Annotated in this window: 23 protein-coding genes and 1 tRNA gene; 5 read left to right on the top strand and 19 right to left on the bottom strand. The window is 65.2% G+C overall.

Annotated features, from left to right (window positions below; all coding sequences use genetic code 11):
- Nucleotides 1-173 precede the first annotated feature (173 nt).
- The gene (locus tag AC1Q5S_RS18595) at nt 174-416 is read left to right on the top strand and encodes a hypothetical protein (protein ID WP_422204473.1); all 243 of its coding nucleotides are present in this window, start codon (nt 174-176) and stop codon (nt 414-416) included.
- A gap of 141 nt (nt 417-557) precedes the next feature.
- On the opposite strand, the gene AC1Q5S_RS18590 is transcribed toward AC1Q5S_RS18595, so the two are convergent.
- From AC1Q5S_RS18590 to tolB, 5 genes are all read right to left on the bottom strand, one after another.
- Nucleotides 558-633 (bottom strand) — tRNA-Lys (locus AC1Q5S_RS18590).
- Nucleotides 634-674: 41 nt separating this feature from the next.
- Complete coding sequence (locus AC1Q5S_RS18585; protein WP_422204475.1) at nt 675-1,508, bottom strand: tRNA threonylcarbamoyladenosine dehydratase; 834 nt, start codon at nt 1,506-1,508, stop codon at nt 675-677.
- Entirely contained in the window at nt 1,505-2,296 is a 792-nt protein-coding gene (ybgF, locus tag AC1Q5S_RS18580; RefSeq protein ID WP_422204477.1) for a tol-pal system protein YbgF, read from the bottom strand. The genes AC1Q5S_RS18585 and ybgF overlap by 4 nt, the downstream gene beginning before the upstream one ends.
- Nucleotides 2,296-2,826 (bottom strand): peptidoglycan-associated lipoprotein Pal, encoded by a 531-nt coding sequence (pal, locus tag AC1Q5S_RS18575; RefSeq protein WP_303834451.1) that lies wholly within the window; start codon nt 2,824-2,826, stop codon nt 2,296-2,298. Before pal ends, ybgF begins: the two co-directional genes overlap by 1 nt.
- 44 nt (nt 2,827-2,870) lie before the next feature.
- Entirely contained in the window at nt 2,871-4,190 is a 1,320-nt protein-coding gene (tolB, locus tag AC1Q5S_RS18570) for a Tol-Pal system beta propeller repeat protein TolB (RefSeq protein WP_303834453.1), read from the bottom strand.
- A 119-nt stretch (nt 4,191-4,309) separates the two neighbouring features.
- Here tolB and msbA point away from each other — a divergent pair, with 119 nt between their 5' ends.
- On the top strand, nt 4,310-6,097 hold the full coding sequence (gene msbA / locus AC1Q5S_RS18565; protein ID WP_422204480.1) for a lipid A export permease/ATP-binding protein MsbA: 1,788 nt from the start codon (nt 4,310-4,312) through the stop codon (nt 6,095-6,097).
- Nucleotides 6,098-6,119: 22 nt separating this feature from the next.
- Here the strand turns inward: msbA and AC1Q5S_RS18560 are convergent, their stop codons facing one another.
- The 6 genes from AC1Q5S_RS18560 to mltG all read right to left on the bottom strand — a co-directional run bounded on the left by AC1Q5S_RS18560 (nt 6,120) and on the right by mltG (nt 10,746).
- Complete coding sequence (locus AC1Q5S_RS18560; RefSeq protein ID WP_492239207.1) at nt 6,120-6,791, bottom strand: ankyrin repeat domain-containing protein; 672 nt, start codon at nt 6,789-6,791, stop codon at nt 6,120-6,122.
- Nucleotides 6,788-7,594, bottom strand: a complete 807-nt coding sequence (locus tag AC1Q5S_RS18555) for a TatD family hydrolase (protein WP_492239206.1) — start codon at nt 7,592-7,594, stop codon at nt 6,788-6,790. Before AC1Q5S_RS18555 ends, AC1Q5S_RS18560 begins: the two co-directional genes overlap by 4 nt.
- 61 nt (nt 7,595-7,655) lie before the next feature.
- Nucleotides 7,656-8,015 (bottom strand): PilZ domain-containing protein, encoded by a 360-nt coding sequence (locus tag AC1Q5S_RS18550; protein ID WP_303834462.1) that lies wholly within the window; start codon nt 8,013-8,015, stop codon nt 7,656-7,658.
- A gap of 16 nt (nt 8,016-8,031) precedes the next feature.
- Entirely contained in the window at nt 8,032-9,042 is a 1,011-nt protein-coding gene (locus AC1Q5S_RS18545) for a DNA polymerase III delta subunit-related protein (protein ID WP_492239205.1), read from the bottom strand.
- Nucleotides 9,039-9,716: a dTMP kinase gene (tmk, locus tag AC1Q5S_RS18540; RefSeq protein WP_422204488.1), complete on the bottom strand. Its 678-nt coding sequence runs from the start codon at nt 9,714-9,716 to the stop codon at nt 9,039-9,041. Before tmk ends, AC1Q5S_RS18545 begins: the two co-directional genes overlap by 4 nt.
- Nucleotides 9,717-9,762: 46 nt before the next feature.
- The gene (gene mltG, locus AC1Q5S_RS18535; RefSeq protein WP_492239204.1) at nt 9,763-10,746 is read right to left on the bottom strand and encodes an endolytic transglycosylase MltG; all 984 of its coding nucleotides are present in this window, start codon (nt 10,744-10,746) and stop codon (nt 9,763-9,765) included.
- A 45-nt stretch (nt 10,747-10,791) separates the two neighbouring features.
- Here mltG and ygfZ point away from each other — a divergent pair, with 45 nt between their 5' ends.
- On the top strand, nt 10,792-11,709 hold the full coding sequence (ygfZ, locus tag AC1Q5S_RS18530) for a CAF17-like 4Fe-4S cluster assembly/insertion protein YgfZ (protein WP_492239203.1): 918 nt from the start codon (nt 10,792-10,794) through the stop codon (nt 11,707-11,709).
- 52 nt (nt 11,710-11,761) lie between these two features.
- On the opposite strand, the gene AC1Q5S_RS18525 is transcribed toward ygfZ, so the two are convergent.
- Genes AC1Q5S_RS18525 through AC1Q5S_RS18515 form a run of 3 tightly spaced genes read right to left on the bottom strand, consistent with a single transcriptional unit; the run spans nt 11,762 to nt 14,520 of the window.
- Nucleotides 11,762-12,619, bottom strand: coding sequence for a YbgC/FadM family acyl-CoA thioesterase (locus tag AC1Q5S_RS18525; RefSeq protein ID WP_492239202.1), 858 nt, complete (start codon nt 12,617-12,619; stop codon nt 11,762-11,764).
- Between the two features lie 9 nt (nt 12,620-12,628).
- Entirely contained in the window at nt 12,629-13,591 is a 963-nt protein-coding gene (locus tag AC1Q5S_RS18520) for an alpha/beta hydrolase (protein WP_492239201.1), read from the bottom strand.
- A 59-nt stretch (nt 13,592-13,650) separates the two neighbouring features.
- On the bottom strand, nt 13,651-14,520 hold the full coding sequence (locus AC1Q5S_RS18515; RefSeq protein ID WP_492239200.1) for a 2-keto-4-pentenoate hydratase: 870 nt from the start codon (nt 14,518-14,520) through the stop codon (nt 13,651-13,653).
- A 59-nt stretch (nt 14,521-14,579) separates the two neighbouring features.
- Between AC1Q5S_RS18515 and gbd the strand changes: the two genes are divergently transcribed.
- Entirely contained in the window at nt 14,580-15,716 is a 1,137-nt protein-coding gene (gene gbd / locus AC1Q5S_RS18510) for a 4-hydroxybutyrate dehydrogenase (protein ID WP_303834475.1), read from the top strand.
- 327 nt (nt 15,717-16,043) lie between these two features.
- A complete protein-coding gene (locus tag AC1Q5S_RS18505; protein ID WP_422204496.1) occupies nt 16,044-18,818 on the top strand; it encodes a bifunctional diguanylate cyclase/phosphodiesterase in 2,775 nt (924 codons plus the stop codon).
- 22 nt (nt 18,819-18,840) lie between these two features.
- On the opposite strand, the gene AC1Q5S_RS18500 is transcribed toward AC1Q5S_RS18505, so the two are convergent.
- The 5 genes from AC1Q5S_RS18500 to AC1Q5S_RS18480 all read right to left on the bottom strand — a co-directional run bounded on the left by AC1Q5S_RS18500 (nt 18,841) and on the right by AC1Q5S_RS18480 (nt 25,770).
- Nucleotides 18,841-19,668 (bottom strand): HDOD domain-containing protein, encoded by an 828-nt coding sequence (locus AC1Q5S_RS18500; RefSeq protein ID WP_303834480.1) that lies wholly within the window; start codon nt 19,666-19,668, stop codon nt 18,841-18,843.
- Nucleotides 19,669-19,716: 48 nt separating this feature from the next.
- A complete protein-coding gene (locus tag AC1Q5S_RS18495) occupies nt 19,717-22,116 on the bottom strand; it encodes a Tex family protein (RefSeq protein ID WP_422204499.1) in 2,400 nt (799 codons plus the stop codon).
- A gap of 229 nt (nt 22,117-22,345) precedes the next feature.
- Complete coding sequence (locus AC1Q5S_RS18490; RefSeq protein WP_422204500.1) at nt 22,346-23,215, bottom strand: sensor histidine kinase; 870 nt, start codon at nt 23,213-23,215, stop codon at nt 22,346-22,348.
- Between the two features lie 28 nt (nt 23,216-23,243).
- Complete coding sequence (locus AC1Q5S_RS18485; protein WP_422204502.1) at nt 23,244-24,035, bottom strand: LuxR C-terminal-related transcriptional regulator; 792 nt, start codon at nt 24,033-24,035, stop codon at nt 23,244-23,246.
- 313 nt (nt 24,036-24,348) lie between these two features.
- On the bottom strand, nt 24,349-25,770 hold the full coding sequence (locus AC1Q5S_RS18480) for an MFS transporter (protein ID WP_492239199.1): 1,422 nt from the start codon (nt 25,768-25,770) through the stop codon (nt 24,349-24,351).
- Nucleotides 25,771-25,797 lie beyond the last annotated feature (27 nt).

Here is a 25,797-nt window from a genome sequence, read left to right as displayed (position 1 = left end):
AAGGAGTTCGGTCACGATCGACCGAAATCCTCGGTCACGATGCCGAAATCACCGGTCACGTTGGTCCGAAATACCCAACACGGAACGAGGGCAAGGTCACTTCCCCCGATGCGGGTAATTCGCGCCCCGCCCCGTGGGTAGTCACCACCAACCAAAGTTACTGACAGTTCATCATGCCCCGAGCCCCAACGAAGCAGGCACGCACCCAGCGTAATCAAGCCATCCGGGCAGACCGCGCCCGTGGCTGGCCGCTGCGCAAGATTGCAAAGCACTACTGCATATCGCTGGCGCTGGCGCATCGGCTGGCGCGTGACGTTCACATCCAACTGCCCAGCCGCTGGCACCGCGCCCGGATGCCCCAGGGCGCGCCCTTGCCGCCATGCACTGCCGTGCATCGCCTGCTGGTGCCGTACTGACCCGACGAAGCCCCCGCCGTGGGGTTTTTTTGTTGCCGGGGCTGGCGCTGCATTTGGGCAAGTTGCCTACAGATTGCCTACAAGCAACAGAAAAGAAAAAACCCCGCTACCTAAAAGATAGCAGGGTTTCCTTGTGTAGCTTGGTGGGACGTGCGGGGGTCGAACCCACGACAAACGGATTAAAAGTCCGCTGCTCTACCAACTGAGCTAACGTCCCAATTGCAGCAATAGTTTTATCGACTGCTGAAAAGCCTCGAATTATAGCGTGGTTTTTTTGACCTGCGTGGAGCTGGTGGCCAGTTTGTCGAGCACCCAACCTGCAGCACACTGGCCAAATGTTGCCGTCACGGCCACGACAGAGCCGTAACCATGGCAATTCAGGGTGCCATCCCCCTCCACCGCGCACGACGCATCGGGTGCGGCCACGGCTTCGCGGCTGAAGACACAGGTGACACCCATCTTGCGTGCTTCACGCGGGGCATGGTGGTGTTTGCGCAACCGGTAGCGCAATTGCGCCAGCAACGGATCGTGCGTTGTGGCACTGAGGTCTTCGATGTCGATCTTGTGCGCATGCCGCTTGCCTCCCGCGGCACCCACGCTCACAAAAAGCGTTCCCGTATCGCGTGCCCAGGCTGCCATCGCTGTTTTGGCCTTGATCTGGTCGCAGGCGTCAATCACTGCGTCGATCGGCCCTGTCAGCAAGTTCGGCCAGTTCTCCGGCGTGACGAAATCATCGATGCACAGCACCTCGCAATGGGAATTGATGAGCGCAATGCGCTCCTGCATGGCCACCACCTTGGCCTGGCCCACCGTCGTGGTCAGCGCATGAATCTGCCGATTGATGTTGGATTCGGCGACATGGTCGAGGTCAATCAGGGTGATGCGCCCCACGCCGCTGCGGGCCAGGGCTTCGGTCGCCCAGGAACCAACGCCGCCAATACCTACCACGACAACGTGGGACTGCTCGATACGTGCCGCGCCTGCAACGCCGTAGAGGCGCTCAAGCCCGCCAAAACGGCGCTGCCGATCCACATCGGAGCCCGCGTCGCCCGCCACGGAAGCGACGACGGCGGGCACGCTCACTGCTGTCATTTGAGGCGCGACAACCGCTCTTTCGCGGCCACGGCGGCTTCGGATTGGGGATAGGCCCGCAGCAGATCTTCCAGGGTCTTGCGGGCCGCGCGGGTTTCCTTCAATTCGATCTGGCAGTTGGCAATCGACAACGCCGCTTCGGGGGCACGCGCGTGACCAGGCGAGCCGGACATCAACAACCTGAAGTTGCCGATGGCCTCCTTGTACTCACGCGCTGCATACTGCGCATTGCCCAGCCAAAACCGCGCCGAAGGCACGTAGCCGCTGCGCGGGTACTGGCGGACAAAGCCAGCAAAAGCCGTGTTGGCCTCCGCGAATTTACCCGTTCGGAAGATCGCCAGTGCGGCCTCGAAATCACGTTTTTCAGCGGCATCGGCCTGGAACTCCAGTCCATCCACCGTCACTTTCACGGGCTCAAACTGGCGCAAGCGTTCATCGACACCTTGTGCGATGTCTTTCTGGCGACGCTGCAGCTCCCCCACGTCACGCAACAGCTGCTCGTTCTGTCCACGCAACGTGGCCTGCTCCACGCGCAACGTTTCAATCTGCGTCTGCAGATCCAGCAAGCTGCGCCGCTGTTGGGAGTTGTCATCACCCGATTTGCGAAGATCGTCTGCGGACCGCTGGTTGGCCAGCTGCAGCGCATCCACCCGCTGCCGCAATTCGAGGATGGCACGCCGTGCCTCATCATCCTCAAACAGCGCAGCGTGGCCGGTGGAAACAAAGGCACACGACAGCACCAGCGCCAGCAGCGCCCGTGCCGGCATGGGAAACGTTGCTGCGCGCATCAACGGTAGGACAGTTCGGCGCGGCGATTTTGCGCGTGCACATCTTCACCGCTACCCTGCGCCGCCGGCTTTTCCTTGCCAAAACTCACGGCTTCCACCTGGTTGTCGGAAACGCCCAGCAAGCCGAGCGATCGGCGCACAGCCTCTGCACGCTTTTGGCCCAGGGCCAGGTTGTACTCACGGCCGCCGCGCTCGTCGGTGTGGCCCTCCACCATGACCTTGCGGTTGCCACTGGACTTGATGAAACGGGCGTGGGCCTCGATCAGTGACTGGAATTCTGGCTTGATGACATAGCTGTCGTAGTCAAAGTACACCAGACGGCTGACGCCAACCGGCCCAGCCGCGTCGCGTGCGGATTGCCCCAGATTGACACCGGCCACACCGGCCTGTCCGGCATTGGCCCCGCCACTGCCACCTGTGGTGGGGACTGCCGTCTTGTCTTCAACGGGAACGTCGTCGAGCTTGACACCCGAACTACAACCCGCCATGAGGGCGGCAACGGTAATGGCGAGGGAAATGCGTTTGATCATCCAAAATTCTCCTGCAAGCTTGGTATAAAAATGTGCCAAAAGGTTCACTGCTTCTGAAACGGACCCCAATCGGGTTCTCGAATGTCGCCGCCCTGCCCTGCAAGGCGCGCCTTGATCTTTCCATCCAGGGTGCTGGTCATGAGGGCTTCCCGGCCTTGATGCTGCGTTGCATAAACGATGAGGCGGCTGTTCGGAGCAAAGCTGGGGTTTTCATCGGCACTGGTATCGGTAATGGCCGAAACAGCACCCGACGACAGATCCATCACATGCAGCTTGAATGCCCCATTGATGCGGGAAATGTAGGCAAGCCAGCGACCATCCGGGCTGATGCTGGGTGAAATGTTGTAAGTGCCCGTAAAGGTCACGCGCTCGGCATTGCCGCCAGTGGTGGGCACTTTGTAGATCTGGGGTGCGCCGCCGCGGTCACTCACAAAATAAATGCTGCGGCCGTCGCTGGAAAATACGGGCTCCGTGTCAATGCCAGCACTTTGCATCAATCGGCGAGGCTCACCGCCATTGGCATCAATGGTGTAGAGCTGGGAGGCCCCGTCCCGGCTCAGGGTGACAGCCAGGGTGCGGCCATCCGGTGCCCAGGCAGGCGCGCTGTTGGAGCCGCGGAAATTGGCGATGAGCCGGCGCCGACCCGTTGCCACGTCGTGCACATACACCACGGGTTTGCGCGACTCGAACGACACATAGGCAATCTGCCCGCCATTGGGCGACCAGGCCGGAGAAATGATCGGCTCGGGACTGGACAAGGCGGACTGCGCATTCTCGCCGTCCGCATCGGCCACCCAGAGGCTGTAGCGCGTGCCCGCCTTGGTGACATACACGATGCGCGTCGAGAAAACACCGCGCTCGCCGGTCAGCTTTTCATAGATGAAGTCGGCAATGCGATGCGCCACCAGGCGCAGATCGCCTTGGCTGACCACAAAACTCTGGCCACCGAGGTCTTGACCGCGCACCACATCCCACAGCCGAAAGCGCACGTCAAAACGCCCATCCGCAAGCCGTGTCACGCTTCCGGTGGCGAGGGAGTCAGCGCTCTTTTGCCGCCACAGGGCCACATCGGGGCGCGAGGTCTCATCCAGCGCAACGCCCGATGCATCCACCGCGCGAAATTTCCCGCTGCGTTCCAGGTCGGCCTGAACAATGGCTGCGATCTTCTGCGGGGACTGCGCCTCGCCGCGAAACGGGGCGATGGCCACTGGCAGCTGGGTCAGGCCAACGCCCGTGACCTCGACGCGAAATTGCGCCAGCGCGGGCAATGCGGGGGTGGAAATCAACGCGGCCATCAAGCGGCGGCGCAAGGGTTGCGGCAAGGCCGCGGAGAGCATGGAATGAGGTGTGCGATCAGTGGTCATTGGCAGCCAGCGGAAACCGAACGAAAGCCGGTGGACAGGCGCCAATGTTACACACCATCGGCGCCCCCCTGTGACAAACTGTGCAATGGGCACGTAGCGAAACGTAGAATCCGCCCCACATGCAAGCCACCGACACGAATGCCCAGGCGGATCCCGCCGCGCTTTCCTCCCCACCCAGCCTGCGCGCCCGTCTGGCGCGGCTCTCGACCTATTTCGGACACCATCGCCTCGCCTGGATCGTTGCCATAGTGGCCACCCTGGTGGGCGCCGCGACCGAACCGCTCATTCCCGCATTGCTGCAACCGCTGCTGGACCGTGGCTTCACCCAGGGCACGTTGCAACTGTGGATGGTGCCGCTTGCAATCATGGGTGTTTTTCTGGTGCGGGGCCTCGCACAGTTCGTCGCCCAGTATGCGCTGGCGCGCATTGCCAATGAGGGCATGTTGGCGCTGCGCCAGGCACTGTTCGATCGCGTACTGGCAGCAGAGATGGCCCTCTTCAGCCGCCAGTCGGCCAGCGCGCTCTCCAACACTGTGGTGTACGAGGTGCAGACAGGCTCCACCCTGCTGGTGCAGGCATTGATGGGTCTGTCGCGCGACGGCTTCACGCTCATCGCCCTGCTGGGTTACCTGCTTTTCCTGAACTGGCAACTTACACTGATTGTGGCCGTGGTGGTTCCCGGTGTCGCCTGGATCATGAAGACCCTGTCGCGACGCCTGTACAGCCTGACCAAAAGCAGCCAACAGGCAACAGACGAGCTGGCCTATGTGGTGGAAGAAAACGTCCTGGCGCATCGGATGGTGCGCCTGCACGGGGCGCAAGCAGGTCAGGCCGAGCGCTTTGGCCACCTGAGCCGGAGCCTGCGCCGCCTGGCCATCAAATCGACCATTGCGTCGTCCTCCATGACGCCTCTGACCCAGTTGCTGGCCGCCGCCGCGCTCTCGACGGTGATTTGCATCGCCCTGTGGCAAAGCCGGGGCGCGGCAGATGCCCGCGAGGTGACGGTGGGCGGCTTTGTCTCGTTCATCACCGCCATGCTGATGCTGATTGCGCCCATCCGCCGGCTGGCCGATGTGGCCAACCCGATCACCCGCGGCCTGGCGGCGCTGGAGCGCGGTCTTGCGCTGCTCAGCGATGCCATTGCGGAAACCGGCGGCCATTACACCGCCGAGCGCGCAAAAGGCGCCCTGACCCTGCAGGACGTGACCGTGTCTTTTGGCCCAGAGCATGCCCTCGCACTGGACCGCGTGAACCTGTCGGTGCAACCGGGAGAAATCGTGGCCCTGGTCGGCCCGTCGGGTGCCGGCAAGACCACCCTGGTGAACCTTCTGCCCCGATTCGTGAGCCCTTCTGCCGGGCAGATACTGCTGGACGGCTACCCCTTGGCCGATTGGCGCCTGGACGGGCTGCGTGCGCAATTCGCCATGGTCAGCCAGGATGTGGTGATGTTCAACGACACCATTGCCGCCAACGTGGCCTTGGGCAGCTCCGTGGATGAACAACGGGTGCACGAATGCCTTGCGGCTGCGAACCTGACAGAGCATGTGGCCGCGCTTCCCCAAGGCATCCACACCATGGTGGGCCACAATGCCACCCAGCTCTCCGGCGGTCAGCGCCAGCGTCTGGCCATCGCGCGGGCCTTGTACAAGGATGCGCCCATCCTCATCCTGGACGAGGCCACCTCCGCGCTGGATACCGAGTCAGAGCGGCTGGTGCAGGACGCCCTGCAACGGCTCATGCACGGGCGAACCACCCTGGTCATTGCCCACCGCCTGTCCACCATCGAACATGCCGACCGCGTGGTGGTGATGGAGCGGGGCCGCATCGCGGAGCAAGGCACGCACAGCGCCTTGATGGCCAGCGGCGGGCTCTATTCCCGCCTGCAGAATCGCCCGGCCGCCGGTTGAGCGCCTCGCAATTGGCCACCCGCTACCACTTGCCGCGGTTCGGCTGGCGGCGTCGAATGGCGGCGGCCATGGCATCGGCCGCATCCCTGCGATCAACCCGCAGGGCAAAGTCACTGGCAGTCAGCCCCAGCTGGTTCTTCAGTGCAGGGTCGGCGCCCTCGTCCAGCAACAGTTGCAGCGCTTCCCGCGTGCCATATTGCGCGGCCATCATCAGGGGCGTGGAACCATTGGGCGACGCCGCATCGATGTAGGCATGGTGTTCCAGCAGCAAGGCCACGATGGCCGTGTGCTCGGGCGTGGTGCCCGACGCTGCATAGTGCAGGGCCGTCCAGCCCGGCTTGTTCACGTCGGCATCCCGCGCTATCAAGGCCTTGACCGCCTCGATGTCGCCTTTGATGGCTGCCAGCATCAGCGGGCTTTCGTCCTGCGCGTTGCGTGTTTCCACATTCAGCTGCCGTGCGCCCATCAGCGCCGCAAAGGCATTGCGGGAGTCCAGCTGCAACGCCATCGACAAACCCACCTGCCCCTTGGGGTCGCGCGTGTTCGGGTCAAAGCCCCTGCGCAGCAGCGCTGAAATGGTGGCGCCATCGTCGCGCCGGATGGCCGTGAAGAAATCGTCGTACGAGCCGGCATGCGCCATCGCACTCGCAGCCACCAGCGCCAGGGCGAGCACGGAACGGCGTTGCAGGCTCATGCCACCACTCCTTTGAACAAGGCCTCGAAATTGCGGCTGGTGGCCTGTGCCACCACGTCCAGCGCGATGCCCCGCGTCTGGGCGATCTGCTGGGCCACCAGGGGCACATACGACGGGTTGTTGGTCTTGCCCCGGTAAGGCACGGGGGCCAGGTAAGGGCTGTCGGTCTCGATCAGCATGCGATCCAGCGGTACATAGGCCGCCACGTCGCGCAAGTCCTGCGCGCTCTTGAACGTGACAATGCCCGAGAACGAGATGTAGTAGCCCAGGTCAAGTGCCGCGCGCGCCACCTGCATCGACTCGGTAAAGCAGTGGAACACGCCGCCCGCCAGATTGCCCGCACCGTCTTCACCCTCTTCGCGCAGTATCGCCAGGGTGTCATCGGAGGCGCTGCGGGTGTGGATCACCAGGGGTTTGCCGCAGGCCCGCGCGGCGCGAATATGGGTGCGAAAGCGCTCGCGCTGCCATTCCAGATCGGCAATGCTGCGACCGCCCTTGCGGTCTTCCATACCGTAATAGTCCAGGCCCGTCTCGCCAATGGCCACCACGCGGGGCAGCGCGGCGCAGTGGAGCAGATCTTGCACCGAGGGCTCGGTCACGCCCTCGTTGTCGGGGTGCACGCCCACAGTGCTCCAGAAATTGTCATGGGCCAGCGCCAGCGCATGTACACCATCGAACTCTTCCATCGTGGTGCAGATGCACAAGGCCCGATCCACCTGGGCGTCTGCCATGGCCTGGCGAATGGCGGGTAACTGGCTGAGCAGTTCCGTAAAAGTGAGGTGACAGTGCGAATCGGTAAACATGCGGTCTTCAAACAACAAAGCCGACCAGCCAGCGCGGGTCGGCACAGGATCACCAACGCAATCAGATGGTCTGCGTGGGGCGCTCAGAACCCAGGGCGGCACCCAGCAGCTCCTCGATCTTGGCCTTGAGCTGGCGCGATTTCTCGTCCTTGGGGAACTGGATGCCAATCCCCTGCGTGCGGTTGCCCGCTGCGCGCGGCGGGGTGACCCACGCCACGCGGCCGGCCACGGGATAGCGCTGGGTATCTTCAGGCAGCGTCAGCAGCACATAGACATCGTCACCCAGCTTGTAGTCGCGCGGTGTGGGAACAAAAATGCCCCCTTCCACAAAAAAGGGAATGTAGGCCGCGTACAAGGCCGCCTTTTCCTTGATGGCCAGCTGCATGACACTGGGACGGGGCGCGGTGGATGGACTGGTCATGGTGATGGGTGCGACTTCAGTGCCTTGAGTGTAGGGTGTTTCGCGCCTGGGCCACAAGCGCCTCCAGCATGAGGCCGGCGTTGAACGGATGGTCCGCGGTGCGCGCTTCCTTGGCAAGTGCGCGGGACCAGCGCGTGAGGGCGCCCAGCGAGGGCGGCTTGGGCAGATCGCCCGGCGCGAAATAGCGCGGTGCCGCACCCATGCTGGCGGCCAGCAGATCGTGGCACAGTTTCTGAAGGGCGTCGATTGCCTGGGCGGGCGCCCAGTCGCCCAGCACTGACACATCGCCCCGCGCAATGCCCTGTGGCAGCGCCGCCCAGGCCTGCGGGCTGCGGCCGGAGCGGGCCAGCGCCAGGGCGTCATCAGGGCGGCCACCGGCCGCACGCAAATGCGCTGCCGCGGCCGCTGGCTCCACCCCCCCCTGCCCTGTAAGCCACCGCAGCATGTCGGCCTCGGCAGGCCAGACCATGGTGTGCCCCAGGCAGCGGCTGCGGATCGTGGGGAGCAACTGGTGCGCGGCTTCGCTGGCCAGCACAAAGCGCACATCGCCTGGCGGCTCTTCCAGCGTCTTGAGCAGGGCGTTGGCCGTGATGTGGTTCATCTGCTCGGCCGGGTACACCAGCACCGCCTTGCCGCGCCCGCGGGCCGAGGTGCGCTGCGCAAACTCCACCGCATCGCGCATGGCCTCGACGCGGATCTCGCGGCTGGGCTTGCGCTTTTTGTCGTCGATATCGGCCTGGGCCTTTTCCGACAGGGGCCAGCCCAGCGCCATCATCTGCACCTCGGGCATCAGCACGCACAGGTCGGCATGGGTGCGCACGTCGATGGCGTGGCAGCTGCCACAGTGGCCGCAGGCCCCCTGGACGGTCGGGGCATCGCACAGCCAGGCGCGAACCAGTTCCATCCCGAGGGCGTACTGCCCCAATCCGGACGGCCCCTGCAGCAACCAGGCATGGCCGCGCTGGGACAACAGGCTGGTGCGTTGCGCAGCGATCCAGGGCGCCAATGCCACGGCCGGCTCGCTCATTGCGGCCCTCCCTGGCTGGCCACCATGATCGCCAGCCAGCCCTTGCGCACGAACACGCTGGTGAGCTGCTGCCACACGCGGTGGCGCTCCTGCGCCGCATCCAGGCGCGCAAAGCGCTGGGGCGCGGCGGCAGCGCGGTCGGCATACCCCTGGGCCACGCGGCGGAAGAACTCCACGGGCTGGGCCTCGAAACGGTCGGGCACACGCGCACCGGCCAGCCGCTCGGCCGCCACCTCGGGGGCCAGGTCGAACCACACCGTCAGATCGGGTTCTCGCATCCAATCGACGTCTGGCGCAAGCCCCGTCTGCGCGAGGCGCTCCAATGTGGATAGCACCCCGAGATCAAAGCCGCGCCCCGCGCCCTGGTAGGCAAAGGTGGCGTCGGTGAACCGGTCGCACAGCACCACCTCGCCCCGCGCCAGCGCGGGCTCGATGACGTTGCGCAGGTGGTCGCGCCGCGCGGCAAAGATCAGCAGGGACTCGGTGAGCGCGTCCATGGGGTCGTTCAGCACCATGGCGCGCAGCTTTTCGGCCAGCGGGGTGCCGCCCGGCTCGCGGCTCACGGTGACCGTGCGGCCCTGGGAGCGGAACGCGGCGGCCAGGCCCTCGATGTGCGAGGACTTGCCTGCGCCGTCAATGCCTTCAAACGTGATGAACAGACCGGGTCGTGACATGGAAACCTTGGTTGAATCGGGGCGGACTGGCTTGCACGCAAGCCGTTCACTGCCCGCGCTGGTAGCGGTTGACGGCACGGTTGTGCTCGTCCAGCGAAGCACTGAAATGGCTGGTGCCGTCGCCCTTGGCCACAAAGTACAGGGCGCGCGTGGCGTCGGGCTGCACGGCGGCCAGCAGCGAGGCCTTGCCCGGCATGGCGATCGGTGTGGGCGGCAGGCCCGTGCGGGTATAGGTGTTCCAGGGCGTATCGGCCTGCAGGTCCCGCTTGCGCAGGTTGCCGTCAAACTTCTCGCCCAGCCCGTAGATCACGGTGGGATCGGTCTGCAGCAGCATGCCTGCCCGCAGGCGGTTGGCGAACACGCCGGCGATCTGGCCCCGGTCGCGGGCCTTGCCGGTTTCCTTTTCCACGATGCTGGCCAGGATCAGCGCCTGGTCGGCCGACTGCAGGGGCGTGTCGGCCGCGCGCTGCGCCCAGGCGGCTTCGAGGCGGCGGTCCATGGCGTGCAGCGCCCGGCGCAGCAGAGCGAGGTCGCTCGACCCCTTGGCATAGGTGTAGGTATCGGGAAAGAACCGCCCCTCGGGATGCACGCCCGGGCGGCCCAGCTGCGCCATCAGCGCCTCGTCGGTCAGGGGGGCGGAGTCGGGCCTGAGCTGGTCTTCCCGGGCCAGTGCCTGGCGCACCTGGCGCCAGTTCCAGCCCTCCACCAGCGTGAGTGCGCGCAGTGCCTCTTCGCCGCGGGCCAATTTTTGCAGCAGGCCGATGGGGGTGGTGCCCGGCGGAATTTCGTAGTTGCCGGCCTTGATGGCACGGTCCTGCCCCGACACGCGGAACCAGGCATACAGCAGGCGGGCATCCACGCGCGCGCCGGTAGCCACCACATCGCGGGCCACGCCCCTCGGTGTAGTGCCAGGCTCGATGGCCAGCTCCAGCGTCTCGCCGGCTGCAACGATGGGTTGGTTCAGCCACCAGTAGGCAGCACCACCCGACACGATCAGAACCAACGCGATCAAAACCAGTAAACGTCGCACAACCCTGCTGCCTGTATGAATGGGAGCGGGCATCATAATTCAGCGATGACCTACTCGTTGAACGGCATTGCCCCCCTGTCCCACCTCGGCGTGATTCGCGTGGAAGGCGAAGACGCTGCCAAATTTCTCCACGGCCAGCTCACCCAGGATTTCGCCCTGCTCGGCATGGACCAGGCCCGCCTGACCGCCTTTTTGTCGGCCAAGGGCCGCATGCAGGCCAGCTTCATCGGCTTCAAGCGCAGTGCCACCGAGGTGCTGCTGGTCTGCAGCCGCGACCTGCTGCCCGCAACGCTCAAGCGCCTGTCGATGTTCGTGCTGCGCGCCAAGGCCCAATTGACGGATGCCACCGCCGACTTCGCGCTGTATGGCGTGGCCGGGGAATCTATCCATTCAGCAGCTTTTGGCGCACAAACTGCCTGGTTCAAAACCGACATTGGCTCTGCAACCGTGGTGCACCTGTATCCCGCAGACGGCCAGCCCCGCGCACTGTGGGTGGCACCTGCCTCCGACGCAGCCCCCGCAGGCCCCGCGCTGGATGCCAACCTGTGGCTCTGGAGCGAGGTGCGCAGTGGCGTGGCCACGCTGACCACACCGGTGGTGGAAGCCTTTGTGCCGCAGATGCTCAACTATGAATCGGTGGGCGGCGTGAACTTTAAAAAGGGCTGCTACCCCGGGCAGGAGGTGGTCGCACGCAGCCAGTTCCGGGGCACGCTCAAGCGGCGCGCCTATGTGGCGCATGCGGCGGCCGAAGTGGCGGTGGGCGCCGAAGTGTTCAGCACGGCAGACCTGGAGCAGCCCTGCGGCACCGTGGTGCAGGTGGCACCCGCCCCGGGCGGCGGATTCGATGCCATCGTGTCGGTGCAGATCACGGCCGCGCAAGAAGGCGGCCTGCAGGTGGGCGCGGCGGGCGGCGTGGCGCTGTCGCTGCTGCCCTTGCCCTACGCGTTGCTCGAAGATATTTGAATCCGCCCTTGCTGAAAAAGCACCAGCAGCTCATTTTTCAATAGCAATCCAGCTACAACTGCTGCGCCATGGCAATGTGCGCAATGCCCGCTTCCTCATACGGTTCGCCCACCACGGAGAAACCGGCGCGGCGGTAGAAGCCTTCGGCGCTGCACTGGGCATGCAGCTGCACCGCGCTGTCGCCCCGGGCGCGCGCGGCTTCGACCAGCGCGTCCAGCAATTGCCGCCCCCATTGCGCGCCGCGCACCGAGCGGTCCACCGCCATGCGGCCGATGCGGCCCACACCGGGTGACGGCTGCAGCAGGCGGCCAGCGGCAATGGGCATGCCCAGCCGGTTGTAGAGGACGGCATGGCGGGCCGAGATGTCCTGCACGTCGGCCTCGACCTCGGCGGGAATGCCCTGCTCGTGCACGAACACGGCGGTGCGCACGCGGCCCGCGTCGCGGCCCAGGGTGTTCCAGTCGCCGGTGCGCACCTCGGCCATGTCGGCGCCCGCCTCAAAATCCTCGAAGATGGCGCGCAGCGCAGGCGGCACCGGGCGCGAGGTCTGCGTGGCGGGGTCGGCAAACACATAGACCAGTTCGCCCGACACCAGCAGCCGGTCGCCGCTGAAGATGCCCGCCTCGAACAGGCTCGACGAATTGCCCACCCGCGCACAGCGCAGGCCCACATCCAGCGCGTCATCCAGCCGCGCCGAGGCGTGGTATTCGAGCGTGGCCTTCTTCACATACATCTCGCCGCCCAGAACCAGCATGCTCGCCTCATACGGCATTGCCAGCGCGCGCCAGTAGTCGCTCATGGCCGTGTCGATGTACATGAGGTAGTGCGCGTTGAACACGATCTTTTGCATGTCCACCTCGGCCCAGCGCACGCGCAGGCGGTGAACACAGCGGAAGTCACTGCGTTGCATCAATTCTCGTTACTCCAGGTGAAATGCCAGCCGCAGCGCACGGGCTGCGTCGGCATGGGCCTTGCGCGCCTCGGGGATGGCGCGGCCCATCTTGATGAATTCGTGGGTCACGCCCCGGTAGATGTCCAGGTCCACCGCCACGCCGGCCAGGCGCAGCTTGTCGGCGTAGGCTATGCCTTCGTCCACCAGCGGATCGCATTCGGCCAGGCCGATCCAGGCGGGGGCCACGCCCTCCACATCGGGGGCGAGCAGCGGGGCAAAACGCCAGTCTTCGCGCTCCGCGCGGCTTTGCACATAGTTGCCGAAGAACCAGCTGATGGCGGGCTCCTCCAGCACCAGGCCCCGTGCAAAGGTGGCATGGGAGGGGGTGTCCTGGTGGGCCGCACAGCCGGGGTAGATCAGCAGCTGCAGCGCCAGCGGCAGACCGGCATCGCGCGCCAGGATGGCGTTGATAGCGGCCAGCGTGCCGCCCGCGCTGTCGCCGCCCACGGCCAGGCGCACGGGGTCAGCCCCCAGGGCCCGGGCATAGGTGGCCAACCATTGCAGGGCATCCCAGGCATCGTTGCTGGCCGTGGGAAAGCGGTGCTCTGGCGCCAGCCGGTAGTCCAGCGATACCACCATGCAACCCGCCAGACGCGCCAGCTCGCGGCACAGGATGTCGTGCGTGGCAATGCTGCCGATGGTGAAGCCGCCCCCATGCAGATACAGCAGCAGCGGCAGGCCCGTGTCGGTGGACGGCGCATACAGCCTGGCAGGCAGCGCATGGCCGTCGCGGGCCGGAAGCTGAAAATCCTCCACGCGCGCCAGGGTGGCCTTGGGCACCTCCAGCACATCGGCGCCGGCCTGGTAAGCCATGCGTGCATCCTGTGGGGAGCGCGTATGCAGCGGCGCATGGCCCGCGCGGGCCATGCGTTCCAGCACGCTGCGCATCTGGGGGGTCAGGCGGGTATGGTGAATGTGCGGATCGGTCAACGGTCAGGGTCTCGAACAAAAGCCCGCGCAGCGCGGGCCGGATCAACAAGGGGATGGATTTACCTGAAGCTCAGCCGCACAGGCGTTGCACCCGGCAGGCCGTCATAGGTGATGGTCACCGACAACCCGGCCCTGGGCGGCAGCAGCGGCGAGAACGAGCCCAGGCTGATCAGGTCACCCGGCTGCATGGCCAGCCCCTCCCGCGCCAGCGCACCGGCCAGCCACACCACGGCGTTGAGGGGGTGGCCCAGGATGTCGCTGCCCTTGCCGCCGCCCAGGCGTGCCCCTGCGCCATCGGTCAGCGACACGTTCATGTCGGCCAGCGCCTTCAGCATGGCATAGCGCTCGGCACGGTAGGCGGGCACGGCCAGCGGGCTGCCGGCCACGCCCAGGCGGGCACCCACGTTGATGGCGCTCACGCCCGCGCCGTTGAGCTTGGGCGGGGCCTGCACCATGAGGTCGGGCAGTTCGATGAACGGGATGACCTGGTCCACCGCCTCCAGCACTTCCATGGGCGTGCGGGCCTGGTTGATGGCGGCGCTCTTCACGCGCACCAGCATGTCGGCCTCGTACAGCGGACGGGCACCAAACGCCGCGTCCACCGTGGCGCCGCTCTGCAACACCATGCCTTCGTAGAGCTTCCCCCACACGGGCTTGTCGGTGTTGAAGCGCTTTTGCACCGCCGGATTGGTCAGCCCCGCCTTGTAGCCAATCACCTTGCCCAGGCGCTGCGCCAGCAGCTGGTTGAGCTTGCCGCGCGTGCAGGTGCCATCGGCTTCGGACAGGTTTTCGGGGTTGGCGGCCGGGGTCCTGGCGACATAGTGGGCCACCAGATCGACCGTCTGGGCGTCGGTCAGGCACTGGGCCTGCGCAGCTGTCACACAAGCGACGGCCCCGGCCAGGGCGGTGAGGGTTTGCTTCATGGTCATGCGTGTCTCGGGGTTGTAAAGTGTTTGCAAGCATCGTAAACGCAACTCCACCCACTGCCATGTCTCTCATCTACTACGTCACCCAGGTCCAGTTTGCATTCGGCGCCGTCCAGCTGCTCCAGCAGGAATGCGAGCGCGTGGGCATCACGCGCCCCCTGGTCGTGACCGACCCCGGCGTGAAGGCCGCGGGCGTGCTGCAAAAGGCACTGGACGCCCTGCCCGGCATGACCGTCGCGGTGTTCGACCAGACGCCATCGAACCCCACCGAAGCCGCCGTGCGTGCCGCCGTGCAGATGTACAAGGCCCAGGGCTGCGACGGCCTGATCGCCGTGGGCGGCGGCTCGGCCATCGACTGCGCCAAGGGCATTGCGATTGCCGCCACGCACGAGGGGCCATTGACCCACTACGCCACCATCGAGGGCGGCTCGCCGCGCATCACCGACCGTGCAGCGCCCCTGATCGCCGTGCCGACCACCAGCGGCACGGGCAGTGAGGTGGCGCGCGGCGCCATCATCATCGTGGACGACCACCGCAAGCTGGGTTTTCACTCGTGGCACCTGGTGCCCAAGACCGCCATCTGCGACCCCGAACTCACGCTGGGCCTGCCCCCCATGCTCACGGCCGCCACCGGCATGGATGCCATCGCGCACTGCATGGAGACCTTCATGTCGGCCGCGTTCAATCCGCCAGCCGACGGTATTGCGCTCGATGGCCTCACGCGCGGCTGGGCCCACATCGAGCAGGCCACCAAAAACGGCAGCGACCGCGACGCGCGCCTGCACATGATGAGTGCCAGCATGCAAGGCGCCATGGCCTTCCAGAAAGGCCTGGGCGCCGTGCACTCGCTCAGCCACAGCCTGGGCGGCGTGAACCCGCGCCTGCACCACGGCACGCTCAACGCCATGTTTCTGCCCGCCGTGGTGCGCTTCAACGCGCAGGCCGAGTCGGTGCAAAAAGACAAGCGCCTGGAGCGCATGGCCCATGCCATGGGTCTAGCCGCAGCGGGCGACATCCCTGAAGCCCTCCGTGACATGAACGCCCGCCTGGGCCTGCCTACCGGCCTGGCGGCCATGGGCGTCACAGAGGGCCTGTTCGACGACATCATCCAAGGCGCCATGGCAGACCACTGCCACAAGACCAATCCCCGCATTGCGACGCCCGAGGAATACCGGGACATGCTGGCGCAGTCCCTTTGATGGCCTGAACGGCCTCGCACAAAGCGCCACGCGCGAAGGCCCGGTAGCTCGCTCCCCCCCTGCACACCACCCCCAACAGGCGCGCATTGCAAGCGCTTCGGGCGGTGGCATCGAGCGCAATGCGCCGCAGATCTCATGGCTAACACAGACAGGGCTTAACCGCAAGGTCTTTCCGAGGCAATAGCGCTAAACTCACACAAAAGAAACAATTTCTAATACTTTCAGCCGTATCGGCCGACATACAAGATTGTGATGTGTCAAGTGAAAATTCAAACTTGGCTTGCGCATGGGATCTATCCCCGGCTGTTCATTCCCATTCTGTTGATCATGGCTTTGGTCACAGGGGTGCGTTACCACGCGCTGCTGACCATCGAGACGGAGGAAGCCACAGCGCGCGCATCCGCTGAGCTGGGCCGTATAGGCAACAGCCTTCTACCCCTGCTCGTCCATCTGGATGCCCCCACACCCCAGGTCATGGAACAGGCGCTGCACGACGGAGCCCCGGGTGTGCCGCCCGCACTCAAGACGCTGCAGTGGCAGGTTGGCTCCACGCCCCTGGCAGTCTTGAACCATCCGCTGGAGAAAGCGGACGCACCTGCCTGGTTCTCTGACTATCTCGCAATCCAACCGCCCCAGCGGCAGTTCACACAGCGGTTGAATGATGGCCGCATCGGGGTACTGACGGTAACGCTCTGGCCTCAGACGCTGGAAAACCAGATATGGCGCACCTTGGTAGTTCAGTCGCGCATTTCGGCGCTGAACATGGTCACGATCCTGCTGCTCCTGACATTGCTGCTGCGCGCCAACGCCCGCATGCTGGGGCGGCTGGCCCGCGCATCGAACCAGTTCAAGCAGGGGCATCTGGACACCCGCATGGCTGTCAGCGGATCACTGGAGGCACGGGCCATGGCAAGCGCCTTCAACGATATGGCCACCAAGGTGCAATCGCTTGTGCATTCTTTGCGGGAAACCCAGCACCTGCAAAGTGAACAGCTGCATTTCACCCGGCAGCTGATTGACGCCCTGCCCCTGCCTCTTTTCGTGCGCAGCGCCAGGGGCGAGAGTCTGGACACCAACAAGGCCTGGCGCCATCTTTTTGAAAACCCGGGCCCCGGCCCGTTGAATGCGGTTGCCGGCAATGAGCTGCCGGGCTCCGGGAGATCCGTCGCATTGCAGGCTCTGCTGGCAACCCACGCACAAGGCAGCGAAATACAGGTGCACCCTGTCAACCTGCCGGTTCGGGACATGGCCTATTACCAGGCACACTTCACCACCACCGACGGGGCCAGGGCCGGAATCATTGGCACGCTGGTGGATGTCACCGAACGCAAACAGGTGCAAGAGGCCCTGCGCGCCGAAAAGGAGCGCGCCGAAATCACGCTCGCATCCATTGCAGACGGCGTCATCACCACGAACCAGGCCGGGCACATTGAAACCATCAACGAGGCTGCCCAGCTCATGACCGGGTACACGACACAGCAAGCTGTCGGGCGCCCCCTGCAAGAGGTCTTCAAGCTCCATGAAAAGCCGTTGAACCTGCTGACGGCCAGCGACCCCGACCAGGACACGAACACCCCGCTCACGCAGAAAGCCACCCACCAGGTCCTCATCCACCGCTCTGGCGAGCGCTATGCCATTGAATACACTGCGGCGCCCATCCGCCTGGGTGACGGCATGGTGGCTGGCCGCGTGCTGGTGTTTCGCGATGTCACAGAAACGCGCAACCTGCGCCAGCAGATTTCCTGGCATGCCCGCCACGACGCATTGACGGGCTTGCATAACCGCAACGCGCTGGCCGTGCGGCTCACGCATGCCATCTTCATGGCGCACAGCCAAGGCACGCTGCTGGCAGTGTGCCTGCTCGATCTGGACCACTTTCAGGCCATCAATGAACAACACGGTGTTCTGGTCGGCGATCGGCTTTTGAAAGAAGTGGCGCTGCGTCTGAGCGCCTTTGTCACGCACAGCGACGCAGCGGCGCGCATGGGGGGCGACGAATTTGCCCTGCTCCTGGGCGACATGCCCCACCCACAAGCCATCGAGGAGCGCCTGCTGCAGTTGCTGGAGCATCTGTCACAGCCCTACGCCATCGACGACCTGACCCTGCACTGCACTGCCAGTGTGGGAGTGGCTGTCTTCCCCCACGACAATACCGGCTCCGACACCCTGCTGCGCCATGCCGACCAGGCGATGTGCCAGGCCAAGGCCGCCGGGCGCAATCAGTTGCATTTTTTCGATGTGCGGCTCGACCAGGAAGTGCAAACGATGCACTCGCGGCAAACCCGCGTGGCGCAAGCGTTGCATCACAACGAGTTGCGTCTTTATTACCAGCCCAAGGTCAATATGCGCACGGGCCAGGTTATCGGGATGGAGGCACTGATGCGGTGGCAGCATCCCGAACTGGGGCTGCTGGGTCCGCACGACATCTTCCCGGAGGTGAACGACACAGACCTGATTGTCGATATGGGCGAATGGGTGCTGCGCGAAGCGCTGGCACAGATGCGGGTGTGGACCCGGGCAGGCATGGCATGGTCCGTCAGCGTCAATATTGCGGCGCGGCAGTTTCATTGCAGCAATTTCGTGGATCGCCTCAAGGAAATCCTGTACGGTTGCCCCGAGGTATCACCCCGACGCCTGGAACTTGAAATCCTGGAATCCGCCGCCCTGGAGGACATCCAGTACATGCACCAGATGATGAAGAAATGCCAGGCGCTGGGTGTGCAGTTCGCGCTGGACGACTTTGGCACCGGTTTCTCGTCACTGTCCTATCTCAAGCGCCTGCCTGCCGAAACCATCAAGATCGACCAGTCTTTTGTCAAGGGCATCCTGCATGACCCGGACGATCTGACGCTGGTCAGTGCCATCGTGTCGCTGGCAGCAGCCTTCCATCGTCACGTCATTGCCGAGGGCGTGGAGACACAGGCGCACTGCGACAAGTTGCTCCAGCTGGGATGCGAGCTGGGGCAAGGCTTTGGCATTTCGCCTCCCATGCCGGCACAGGAAGTGGTCGGCTGGGTTGATGGCTACCAGCGCAACCGCGACGCGGCGGCGGACCACAGCGCATCGTCGCTCCCGCTCAACGAGTCGCTCCACAAGACATAACGGAGAGAGAAGTGGTCGCCGTTCAGACCACGTAGTCGCAGGCCTCGGGCCGTACGGTCCAGTCGATCGGGTCTTGCTGGAGCACCATGTCGATGTCATAGCCCAGCATCAACCCCACCTCGCCCGGGAAGGACACCGCCATTTCCTTTTCCCCCATGTCGGCCTCGCGGGCGCGGACTCGCCACGATGCCAGGTGGATCACCCCCGCCAGCGGCTCGTAGGCGTTGTTGTCGAGCGGGGCGCTCTGGTGTTGCAGGGCGTCCACCACCACCTCAGGAAACTGCCAGCGCTGCGCCAGCCCGGCGCTCACGCTGCCATAGCAATAGCCCAGAACGCGCTGCTCGATCTTGGCCCGCCTCATATCGAACGGAGATACCAGCGTGTTGATCGGCAAGATGATGTCCGGTGCGGCGAGGTGCATCAGCAGCTCGCCCAGCGCATGCAGCAAACCCGCGGTGTAGGCGGCAATCTGATTGTGGTGACCGATGCCCGCCAGGGAACGGGCCAGCTTGGCCGTGTTGAGGCTGTAGCGCCAGAACTGCTGCATGTTGATGCCCGGCACCGAACGCGAAGTGGTGCCCAGCGGCGCGGAAGCAACCAGGGCCCGCAACTGCGCCACGCCCAGCAGCGCCAGCGCCTCGGGGATGCCGGCAATCTGGCGCTGCATCTGGAACGCCGGCGCATTGGCCACCTCCAGCAGCCGCGCGGCCAGTGCCGGATCGGTGCCAATGAGCTGATTGGCCCGACGCAGGCTGGGCTCGTCATGGCCCAGCTCGGTCATCAGCAGCGCCACGGCGCGCGGAAGACTGGGCAGAGCCGCGGGGTGTGCCAGCAGTGCGTTCAGCTCCATGGGGTACAGCGCCTCCGGTTGAGATGCTGGCGATTATGTACCCGGTTGTTACCGATTTTTGGCCTGCTGCAACTTGGCGAAGGCCGAGGCCATGGCGGACTGCTGTGCTGGTTCGGGCGCACGGCGCTGGGCCTGGGGCTGCTGGTAGCCGCGCCCTGCCCCTTCAAAGCGGTTATCGCGTGGTGCGCCCCGGTCGCCAGAAGGGCGCGGTGGCGCATCGCCCAGCTTCATCGACAGGCCGATGCGTTTGCGCTCCACATCCACTTCCATGACCTTGACCTTGACGATGTCGCCGGTCTTGACCACCTCGCGGGCGTCGTTCACAAACTTGTGCGCCAGCTGGCTCACATGCACCAGGCCGTCCTGGTGCACCCCAAGGTCGATGAAGGCGCCAAACTGGGCCACGTTGCTCACGGTGCCTTCGAGGATCATGCCTTCCTTGAGGTCCTTGATGTCTTCCACCCCATCGTTGAAGCGCGCCACCTTGAAGTCCGGGCGCGGGTCGCGGCCGGGTTTTTCCAGCTCGGCCAGGATGTCCTTGACCGTAATCACGCCGAACTTGTCGCTGGAAAACAGCTCGGGCTTCAGGGTCTTGAGCATGTCGGCACGGCCCATGAGCTCGGCCACGGGTTTGCCCGTCTTTTCCATGATCTGCTCGACCACGGGGTAAGTCTCGGGGTGTACGCCGGTCATGTCCAGCGGGTTCTCGCCACCACGGATGCGCAGGAAGCCCGCGCTCTGCTCGAAGGTCTTGGCGCCCAGCCCCGCCACGTCCATGAGCTGCTTGCGGCTCTTGAAGGCGCCGTTGGCCTCGCGCCAGCGCACCACCGCCTTGGCCACACTGCCCGACAAGCCCGACACGCGGGAGAGCAGTGGCACGCTGGCCGTGTTCAGGTCCACGCCCACGGAGTTCACGCAGTCCTCCACCACCGTGCCCAAAGTGCGCGCCAGCTCGCTCTGGTTCACGTCATGCTGGTACTGGCCCACGCCGATGCTCTTGGGATCGATCTTGACCAGCTCGGCCAGCGGGTCCTGCAGGCGGCGGGCAATGGAGGCGGCGCCGCGCAGGCTCACGTCCACGTCAGGCATCTCTTGCGAGGCGTATTCGCTGGCGCTGTACACCGAGGCACCGGCCTCGCTCACCACGACCTTCTCGATGGCTGCTCGCGCTTGACCCGTCTGCGTTACAGGCACTTTTGACATCAATTTGATCAGCTCGGCCGCCAGCTTGTCGGTCTCGCGACTGGCCGTGCCGTTGCCAATCGCGATCAGGTTCACGCCGTGCTTCTCACACAGCCTGGCCAGCGTGTGCAGCGCGCCATCCCAGTCGCGGCGCGGCTCGTGCGGGTACACGGTGGCGGTTTCCACGAGCTTGCCGGTGGCGTCCACCACGGCCACCTTCACGCCGGTGCGAATGCCGGGGTCCAGCCCCATCACCACGCGCGGGCCGGCGGGTGCGGCCAGCAGCAGGTCGCGCAGGTTGTCGGCAAACACCTTGATGGCGACCTTCTCGGCGTCGTCGCGCAGGCGGGCGAACAGGTCGCGCTCGGTGGAGAGGCTCAGCTTCACGCGCCAGGTCCAGGCCACGCACTTGCGCAGCAGGTCGTCGGCGGGACGGCCGGCATGGCTCCAGCCCAGATGCAGGGCGATCTTGCCTTCGGCGAAGCTGGGCTTGCCAGGTTCTGGTTCCACCGGCAAGACCAGCTTGGCTTCGAGGATTTCGAGGCCCCGGCCGCGGAACACGGCCAGCGCACGGTGCGATGGCACGCGGCCGATGGGCTCGTCGTAGTCGAAGTAGTCACGGAACTTGGAGACCTCGGGGTCGTTCTCGTTCTTGCCTTCGACCTTTTTGCTGCGCAGCAGGCCCTCGGCCCACAGCCATTCACGCAGGGATTGCACCAGCACGGCGTCCTCGGCCCAGCGCTCGCTCAGAATGTCGCGCACACCGTCGAGCACGGCGGGCACGGTGGAGAAATCGGCGCCCGGCTTGCCATCGTCCAGCACTTCGGGCGGCCTGGTAAATGCCGCGGCTTCCCTCACGGGGTCGAGCATGGGGTCGGCAAACAGCTTGTCGGCCAGCGGCTCGATGCCGCACTCGCGCGCAATCTGGCCCTTGGTGCGGCGCTTTTGCTTGAAGGGCAGGTAGATGTCTTCCAGCTCCTGCTTGGTCGGCGCGGCGGCTATGGAAGCACGCAGCGCGTCGGTCAGCTTGCCCTGCTCGTCGATGCTCTTGAGCACGGCGGCGCGGCGGTCTTCGAGCTCGCGCAGGTAGGACAGGCGCGCTTCCAGCTCACGCAGCTGGATATCGTCGAGCCCGTTGGTCACTTCCTTGCGGTAGCGTGCGATGAAGGGCACCGTGGCGCCGCCATCGAGCAGCTCCACAGCGGCCTTGACCTGTTGCTCGGTGATCCGGATTTCTTCGGCAATCTGCCGGACGATCTTTTGCATGGCGTTCTAATTCTGCGGGCACATCAACGGGAAAAGCGGGGGAGTGTGCCACATGCGACGAACCCGGCCGCGCCAGCGGAGCCGGAAGTCTTGCGCGCAACCAATCATCTTTTGATAGCAGCCAGCGCCTGCCAGCAAAGCGCTTGATTTATTTTTCATGGTGAACCGCACCAGACTTTGCAGCACCCAGGGATGCTCAGCGGGCCATGCCACCGCTATCCGAGCCGGGCTATGCGCCGTGCAACCCCTGGCGCAGCGGCTGGGGTGCGCCATCGACTGGCAGCACCACGCGAATGCAGGTGCCGCCCTCCTCGGGCCGGACCAGCTCCAGCGCCCCGCCCATCTGCAACGCCCGGTGGCGCATGCCCTCCAGGCCAAAGCCTGGCGGCGGGGTGCCAGAAGCCGCAGAATCCTCGGACAGGCCTCGCCCGTTGTCGCAGACCTCCAGGCACCATGCGCCCGGTTCCCCGACATAGTGCAGGCGCACCGCCACCTGCGTGGCCTGCGCGTGCTGCAGCACGTTGCTCAAGGCTTCCTGCACGATGGAGACCATGTGCTGGGCGCGCACACCACTGGGCGTTGCAATGCCGTCTGCGGCCTGGACATGCCACGCCATGCGGATGCCACGCCGGTCCAGCACCGGCTGGACGCGGTGGCGCAGGCGCGCCAGGCGATCGGCGAGCATGTCGGCACCGCTGTCCATAGAATCCACCACCAGGCGCAGGTCCAGCAGACACTGCTCCAGCGCCCGCAGCGCCTGCGAATGGGCTGGCACTTGGGGGTCCAGCAGCCCCATGGTGTTGACCAGTTGCGAGCCAACGTTGTCATGCAGCTCCCGGGCGATGCGCTGGCGCTCGGCCTGCACTTCGGCACTGGGGCGGGGATTGCGCCGTGGCCGCCACTGCAGGGCGCGCGGAAGCTGGACCAGGATCAGCAGCCCCAGCAGAGTCTGGCTCATGAGCTGGGTGGCCGCAAGCCACTGCACGGCGGGGGAGCTCAAGGCCCAGAAATACCCCACCAGCAAGAGACCCAAGACCCATTGCACCAGCCAGAGTGCTAGGCAGGCCAGGGCGAAACGGGGCGGGCTGGTACGAAACATGTCGGCACATTCGCGGCAGCCGCGGCGCCTAGAACAGCCCCCGCAGCGACGCAAACCGCACAGCCTGGGCGCGGGTACGCACCTGCAACTTGCGGTAGATGTTACGAATGTGCGTGTTCACCGTCATGGCGCTGATGCGCAGGTTGGTGGCAATTTCTGCGGTGGTGTAACCGCCGGCCACCATGCGCAGGACATCCTTCTCGCGGTCGGACAAGAGCTCGGCTTCGGCGGGTTCCTGGCGCTTGGGCGGATCAGCATGGGTCTTGTCAAACCGCTGCAACAGGCGTCGCGCCAAGGTGGGCGTGATGGACGCACCGCCATTGACCACCTGCAGCACTGCCTGCGCATAGTTGCCAAACCACGAGTTCTTGCCGAGGTACCCGGTGGCACCCAGCTCAAAGGCGCGCAGCACTTCGTCTTCGTTCTCCATGACGGAGATCACCACCGCCTCGGCCGAGGGGCGCACGGTCTTGAGGTAATCCAGCAGTTCGAAGCCCTCGCCGTCACCCAGGTGCAAATCCACCAGCAGCACATCGAACTCGTGCTGCTTGATGGCCTTGCGCCCCTCGCGCAGGCTGGACGCCTGCGCCACCACCAGGGTGCGGGGGTCCGCCATCAGCTCTTGTGCAATCACCAGGCGGATATGCGCATCGTCATCCACCAGCAATACCCGCACCGGGTGATCTGTCTGCCCCACCAGGAAATCAGGCCATACGGACGCCAGGTTGCCATGTCCGACCAAGGGCCCCTCACCGGCGCCACTGTCGTGCGACCCGAAGGAAAGCCCGGCCATGCGGTGCTCGGTGGAAACGATGGTCATACAACCTCCAAACGGGTGCGAAAGCCCCTGCACGGGGCATTCACTGCCACACGCGACATCCAGATGCCGACACTAAAAGAAACACCAGCAAACATCTACACCCAAAAATATCAATTTACATACATTGCATAAGTTACAAATAAAAACTACCTGAGTCGCATGTGCCCGCAGCCCTGTTATCACAGAGGCGTTATGCGTTGCGCCTCGTCTGCCCCAGTGCTTGCGAGAAGGCTGGTGCCCGTGGTGTCTGCCGCAGGCAGCAGGCCATTCCGGCGCAGATACGTTATCCACGCCCCCGTCCGGCGTTCTTTCTTCAATGCGTGGCGCGCAGACGCAGCGAACTGCACACACCCGCCACCACCGCAAAGGCCGCGGCAAGCAGCAAGGCCACCCATTCGCCTGTGCCATCGTGCGAGGGCCACACGGTAAAGATGGTGGCCAGCAGGACCGCCCCCATGGTCTGCCCGGTCAACCGGGCCGTGCCCAGCATGCCGCTGGCCGCGCCACTGCGGTGCAGCGGGGCTGAGGTGACAATGGTGTGGTTGTTGGGCGACTGGAACAGCGCAAAGCCCGCACCGCACAGTGCCATGCGCCAGACCATGTCGAAGGCAGACGGATCGGTCGGCAAGGCCGCCAGCAAGAGCAGGCCGCAGGCGAAAATCCCCATGCCGATGGCCCCCAGCAGGCCATCGGCGTAGCGGCCGATCAGGCGCCCCGCGATCGGCGCTGTCACCACGATGGCCACGGGCCAGGCCGTGATCAGCAACCCCGCCTGCAAGGGAGTGCGGCCCAATCCCTCCAGCAGCAAGAAGGGCAGCACCAGATAGGCCAAGGTCTGCGCACAAAGCGCGCCCACCGACGACCCCATAGACAACGCAAACACCGGAATGCGCAGCAGATCCACCGGAAACAGGGGCGCAGCCAGGCGCCATTGGCGGCGCAGGTACACCCAGCCCACCACCACACCGGCCGCCAGCAAGCCCCAGGCCTCGGGAGAGGCGCCGGCCCGCCCCGCGCTGTGGGCAGCACCCAGCCGCTCGCCCCCCACGAAGATCAGCGTGAACATCAGTACGTTGAGCACGACATCCAGGGCCGCAGGGCGGGATTGCACCACCGCGCTGGGTGGATTGAAGGGCAGCGCCCGCCATCCCAGCCACAGCGTCAAGGCCCCCAGGGGCAGGTTGAGCGCAAACAGCCAGGGCCACGGCGCCACCGACAGGATGCCCGCAGCCACCGACGGGCCCGCCACCGAGGCCAGCGCCACCACCATGGAATTGATCGCCAGGCCGCGCCCCAGTTGCGCACGCGGATAGGTCAACCGCACCAGGGCGGCATTCACGCTCATGATGCCGGCCGCACCCAGCCCCTGCACAGCCCGGGCCACAATCAGCGTGGCCAGCGAATCGGCCAGCATGGCCCCCACCGACGACAGCGCAAACAGCGCCATGCCGACGAAGTACACGCGCCGATACCCCAGTCGCTCGCCCAGCGACGCCAGTGGCAGCAGCATGACGAGCGTGGCGATCTGGTAGGCGTTGATCACCCAGATCGCATGGGCCGCGCTGGCGTTGAGCTCGCGCGCAATGCCAGGCAGGGCCAGGTTGACGATGCTGCCATCGAGCACTGCCATCGCAATACCCAGAATGATGACCAGCATGGCGCGGTTGCGCGCTGGCGGGGGCAGGCCGTCGGTTCGCTCGCTGCTGGTTTGGTTGGCTTGGTTGGCTGGATTCATCGGTTCAGACGCCACTGCGTGGCGCCA

The sequence above is a fragment of the Acidovorax sp. GW835-FHT14B10 genome (assembly GCF_058793725.1).
This window is presented reverse-complemented; position numbering and strand designations above follow the sequence as displayed.